We start from the raw sequence: 5,121 nt of genomic DNA, 5'->3' as shown, positions 1-5,121 counted from the left end.
CACTGGCGGAATCATAGGGTATTTACTCTTTTTGGCAGGGGAAAAACTAATTTCAAACCAAGACCAGACCCAAAATTTTTTTAATAGCATCGCGGGTATCGGGACCATAGCAATTGTATTGCTACTTATTTTACTCAAATTAAATATGTTACCAATTAAGTATCAATGAGGATAATTTGGTTTTTGAATTCCGTAAAAGTGGATTCCAAAAAGACAAAATGTAGGATGCAGTTTGAAAAGGGATTGTGGTCCAAAACTCTTATTTTAGCCAACTACCCAAATGTCGGGCAAATGTCGGGTTAAAACCGAGTCTATTTCGGCCTTTATCAAAAATCAATCAGAGAAATTGCCATGGTTAATCAAAACTTATATAAAATGAAACAACCAGAACTTGGCAAGAAAATCTCTGAAATGAGAAAGGCAAAAGGATTGACTCAGGAAGAGTTAGTAGAGATGTGTAACCTGAATGTCCGTACGATACAGCGGATAGAGGCAGGGGAGGTGACTCCAAGGAGCTATACTATTAAGGCTTTGTTTGAAGCTTTGGGAATTCGAGAAAACTATGAGACAAGGGAAGTGGAAAATAAAAAGTCTGTTCCTTCCATTTTGTATTTAGCCATGGCAGGTGGAATACTCTACTTTTTTGCTTCGATTTTTGAAATTGCTATGGAAGGTGAGTATTTGTCGGGAGAGTATTCAATTAGACTATTAGGCTTTATTGCGGCAAAATCAATTTCCTTCTTCGGATACGTAGTTTTTGGAATAGGTTGGCTTAAAATTTCAAATCTTTTCCCAAATCAGCTTTTAAAAATCAGCTTCTGGATAATGATTGTGGCTTCAATTATTTGGTACTTGGCAGATATGGTGGCATTAAATTCATCAATATTTTCTTTAGATGATTATTACCTAGTTAAAGTAAGTTCCTTCGGTTTTTGCTATGTTTTAATTGGCTTTGGATTTTTAGCTTACAAAAATGCCTTTTCATCAATGGGAATGGTAATCGGTGGACTGACGGTGGTAGCAGGAGTATTAATGTTCAGCGGGATAGGTGTATTTTTGGCATTAATCCCTTGGACCTTGGCTGAATTACTTCAGATAGGACTGATGGTTTATTTAATTCAAAAAATTGGGAGAGTAAATTCTCCTGATTTTTCTGTTTGAGAATAAACATTTTATGATTTTTTGGATTTAGATTATATATTAATTTTTAATTCAAAAAATCCGATAAATGGAAGTTATTAAAAAAAGCCTTTTTGTTCTCTTTTGTATTTTTCTATTAGCGTCTTGTTCTGGTAGTGAAGAGGTTGACGATAAGATTGAGACTATCACCAACTTTGTAACCGAAGTAGAAAAATTAGGTGATGGAGAAGTGAGGGCTACTTTTTCCGCAACAAATGCAAGTTTTTTTAAAATCAGTTTTGGAACTCCAGGTGAAGTTCCAAAAAGAGTAGATGGAAATTCAGCAACTTTTACCTACACTGAAAAAGGAGACTATTCTATTGTAGTTCAAGCCCATTCGACGGAAACTATCTTTGTGGTAAATACAAAGCTTATAAATATGAATGCGGCATCTTTGGGCTTGGATCCAAATTCAGGATACACTAGTCCAGAATCCTATGAGGGCTATAAACTAGTATGGTCAGACGAATTTAATTCCTCTTCGATTTCGGAGGATTGGACTTTTGAAATTGGAGATGGTTGTCCTGAACTTTGTGGTTGGGGGAATCAGGAATTAGAATATTACAAGAAAGAAAATACCTCTGTAGCTGAAGGGAATCTGATAATTACTGCTAAGAGAGAAAGTATGGGAGGTAAGCAATACACTTCTTCAAGGTTAATCACCAAAGGAAAACAATCATTTACTTATGGTAGAATTGATATTCGGGCTATTCTTCCCAAAGGTCAAGGTCTTTGGCCTGCTCTTTGGATGTTAGGAGAAAATATCGATGAAGTAAGTTGGCCTAGATGTGGGGAAATTGATATCATGGAATTGGTAGGAGGGTCTACAGAAGATCGTGATAAAACAATACATGGAACAGTTCACTGGGACAATGGTGGAAGTTATGCCAATTATGGAGGCAGTACGAAGCTTTCAACTGGAATATTTAATGACGAATTCCACGTGTTTTCCATTGAATGGGACCCAGAAAAGATTGTTTGGCTTTTAGATGGAGAAGAGTATCATGTGATTGATATTACTCCAGCAGGTTTAGATGAATTCCATAAACCAATGTTCTTTATATTTAATGTGGCAGTTGGAGGAATCTGGCCTGGTAGTCCTGATGGATCTACTGTTTTTCCTCAGGAAATGAAAGTAGATTATATAAGAGTTTTTCAGGAAGATTAGTCAGTTTTTACTTTGACTTCAAGACTTCTAAAACTCTTTCTTTAATCGTTTTTAAAATTTGGGCATTGCTTTCACTCAAGGTTTCTATTTCCAAAATTTTCGGATGAAGAGATTCTGAGTAAAAATCTTTTAAAGAGTTATTTAGTTCTTCTTTATTGATCACTTTAGAATAATAAAATCCATATTCGGTAGCTAGATGCTGAGCGTTGAGATTTTGTTTTGTCTCAAAAAATTCTTCCAATTCAGGCTGATTTTTTGGACCATCAATCATCCTGAATATTCCACCAGCATGATTATTTAAAAGTATAACTCGAAGATTTGGCATAGTATAATTATGCCAAAAAGCATTTCTATCATAGAAAAAAGCTAGGTCACCGGTGATTAATGTAACAAGTTCCTTGGTGGTAAAAGTACATCCTACTGCGGTTGAATTTGACCCGTCAATTCCACTTGTTCCTCTATTGCAAATTATTTCTTGATTTCTTTTTCCAAGAAGATTTAGATATCTGACAGACATGCTGTTTGCAACATGGATTTTTGATGAATTAGGAATTTTTTCTAAGACAATTTTTAAGGCAGAATATTCACCAAATGCCTCAGATTCTAGAATTAAGGGTAGATGATCTTTTATTTTTTGTTCCAGTCCATGCCAAGACTTATAGAATTCAGCATTTTGAGGTTTTAAATTATTTTTCAGCCATCCAAAAAAAGTATAGGGAGAAGTTGGAAGGGTTCGAGTCAATTTTTGGAATGTGTCTTTTGCTTTACCGTCAGGCTGTATATGCCAATGTGATGCATCAGTTTTCCTAAGAAATAATTTTAAGGCTTTTGAAATAATAGACTTGCCAAAACTGATTATTAAATCAGGTTTTAAGTCAATTGAGATTACATCAGAATTTAACCAATGGTCATGAAGATTGATACTATAATCAGATTGTAAATTGCTAATAGTATCTGTCACAATAACTACCTGATGCGAAGCTGAAAGTTTAATAAGTTGCTCTTGAATCTGAATATTAGGTCTTTGTTGCCCCGCGATTATTAAAATTCGATTTACTGATTCCAATCTGCTTTTAAGCTTCATCAAAGATTCTTCTGTAAGTTGAGAATAACTTTTTGCTTGATTGAAAACCCGTGGTTTATCGGGAAATATGATTTGCTCCTCTTTAACAGGATAAAATGGTTCTTTTAAAGGAATATTAATATGAACAGGACCTGCTGGAAATTCCTTTGCCAAATTTATTGCCTCATTACTTACTCTACTAGCAAGCCATTGATCATCTGGAGTTGCTATAAAATTTGGGAATTGGAAACTCTTTTTGACATGCTTTCCATATACTTCCTCTTGAAAAATAGTTTGCCCATCATATTGATCAATCCATTCTTTTGGTCGGTCTGATGTTAAGATCAATAAAGGTATTTGTTGGAAATATGCTTCTGCAATAGCAGGAAAATAGTTTAGGGTAGCAGATCCACTCGTGCAAACCAAGGCCACTGGTTCCTCTAATTGTTGGGCCATTCCTAAAGCTATAAAAGCTGCTGAACGCTCATCGGAAATTGTCCTAGTATGAATTTGGGGATGTCTTGCAAATGATAGTGTAAGAGGGGCACAGCGAGAACCTGGTGATAAAATGACATTTTTAATGCCTTTTTTGGCACAAATGGCTACTAATTCGGTAATATGTGACAGGATCAAACTTTTGGATTTTGAATGAATTTACCAATGATCTGACATTTAAGCTCAGTTTCTTCCCATTCTTTTTCTGGATCAGAATCTTCTGTTACACCAGCACCGGCATATAAAATTGCTTGTTTTTCAGACAGAGATGCAGTTCTTAAGTTGACATAGATAGATGTTTGATCCTGAATGTTTACTGGTCCGATAAAGCCTGCGTAAAAAGAACGATCAAAACCTTCATAAGCTTGTAAAAACTCATGAGATTCCTTTCTGGGCATTCCACAAACAGCTGAAGTGGGATGTAATAAATCCAACATAATGGATCCTAATTGAGGAAAACCTGTGGCTTGCATGTCAATTTTGAAGTCAGATCTTAAGTGCAATAAATTACCTGCGATCACTGTTTTTGGCCCATGTTCTTCATATTCTCTCAATCGGATTTTTTTCAGGCAAGAAACTATATATCGGCTGACTAGTGCTTGTTCTTCAATTTCCTTCTGGGTCCAGGCAACAGTTTTTAATGGATTGTCACCCACTGCTGGTTGAGTTCCAGCAAGAGACATGGTATAAAATATATCTCCTTTTGTTTCAATTAATATCTCTGGGGAAGCACCAATCCAAGTTCCTACTTGGGGAATATGGAAGAAATTAATAAACGCCAAAGGATAGGTGTTCATCAGGCTTAAAAGGGTTAAGCTCAAGTTGAAATCACCAGGAATTTCTATGCGTTTCGTTCTTGCAGGCACTACTTTTTCCATTTTTCCATCCAGAATGGCCTGCACACCCATTTCAACCAAATGCATAAAATGCATTTTGTCTTGACTTTCGTCATGCTCAGGATTTTGAATAGCCTGTGGTTGTTTACAAAGCAAAGATTTTAATTCTTCAGGAGATAGTATAGGATCATTTCCCAGCCTGATTTTAGCCCATTCCGGCAATTCATCTTTTTCAAATGAATTATCTAATTGGATATTCAGATAATTGTTGGCTTTGATAAAATAGGCTTTTTTATCTTCCTGGTCAGCAAAAGGATGGATGATAAAACCAGGATCTAGTTCTTCTAAATTTATTGTGACTTTGGATTGAATAGTTCTAT

At 35.6% G+C, this 5,121-nt stretch carries 4 protein-coding genes; 2 read left to right on the top strand and 2 right to left on the bottom strand.

Annotated elements, in window-relative coordinates; translation table 11 throughout:
* Window positions 1-375: 375 nt before the first annotated feature.
* The gene (locus Q0L68_RS16110) at window positions 376-1,161 is read left to right on the top strand and encodes a helix-turn-helix transcriptional regulator (protein ID WP_296705164.1); all 786 of its coding nucleotides are present in this window, start codon (window positions 376-378) and stop codon (window positions 1,159-1,161) included.
* Between the two features lie 67 nt (window positions 1,162-1,228).
* A complete protein-coding gene (locus Q0L68_RS16105) occupies window positions 1,229-2,347 on the top strand; it encodes a glycoside hydrolase family 16 protein (RefSeq protein WP_296705162.1) in 1,119 nt (372 codons plus the stop codon).
* Window positions 2,348-2,354: 7 nt separating this feature from the next.
* Here Q0L68_RS16105 and menD read toward each other — a convergent pair whose 3' ends face one another.
* The gene (gene menD, locus Q0L68_RS16100) at window positions 2,355-4,043 is read right to left on the bottom strand and encodes a 2-succinyl-5-enolpyruvyl-6-hydroxy-3-cyclohexene-1-carboxylic-acid synthase (protein ID WP_296705160.1); all 1,689 of its coding nucleotides are present in this window, start codon (window positions 4,041-4,043) and stop codon (window positions 2,355-2,357) included.
* Window positions 4,040-5,121: chorismate-binding protein (locus Q0L68_RS16095; protein WP_296705159.1), on the bottom strand; the 1,082-nt coding region annotated here is incomplete at its 5' end. The genes menD and Q0L68_RS16095, both read right to left, overlap by 4 nt.

It is taken from the genome of Algoriphagus sp. (genome assembly GCF_024642405.1).
GTDB lineage: Bacteria > Bacteroidota > Bacteroidia > Cytophagales > Cyclobacteriaceae > Algoriphagus.
Note: the sequence above shows the minus strand (reverse complement) of the source record. Positions and strands in the feature narration are given on the sequence as shown.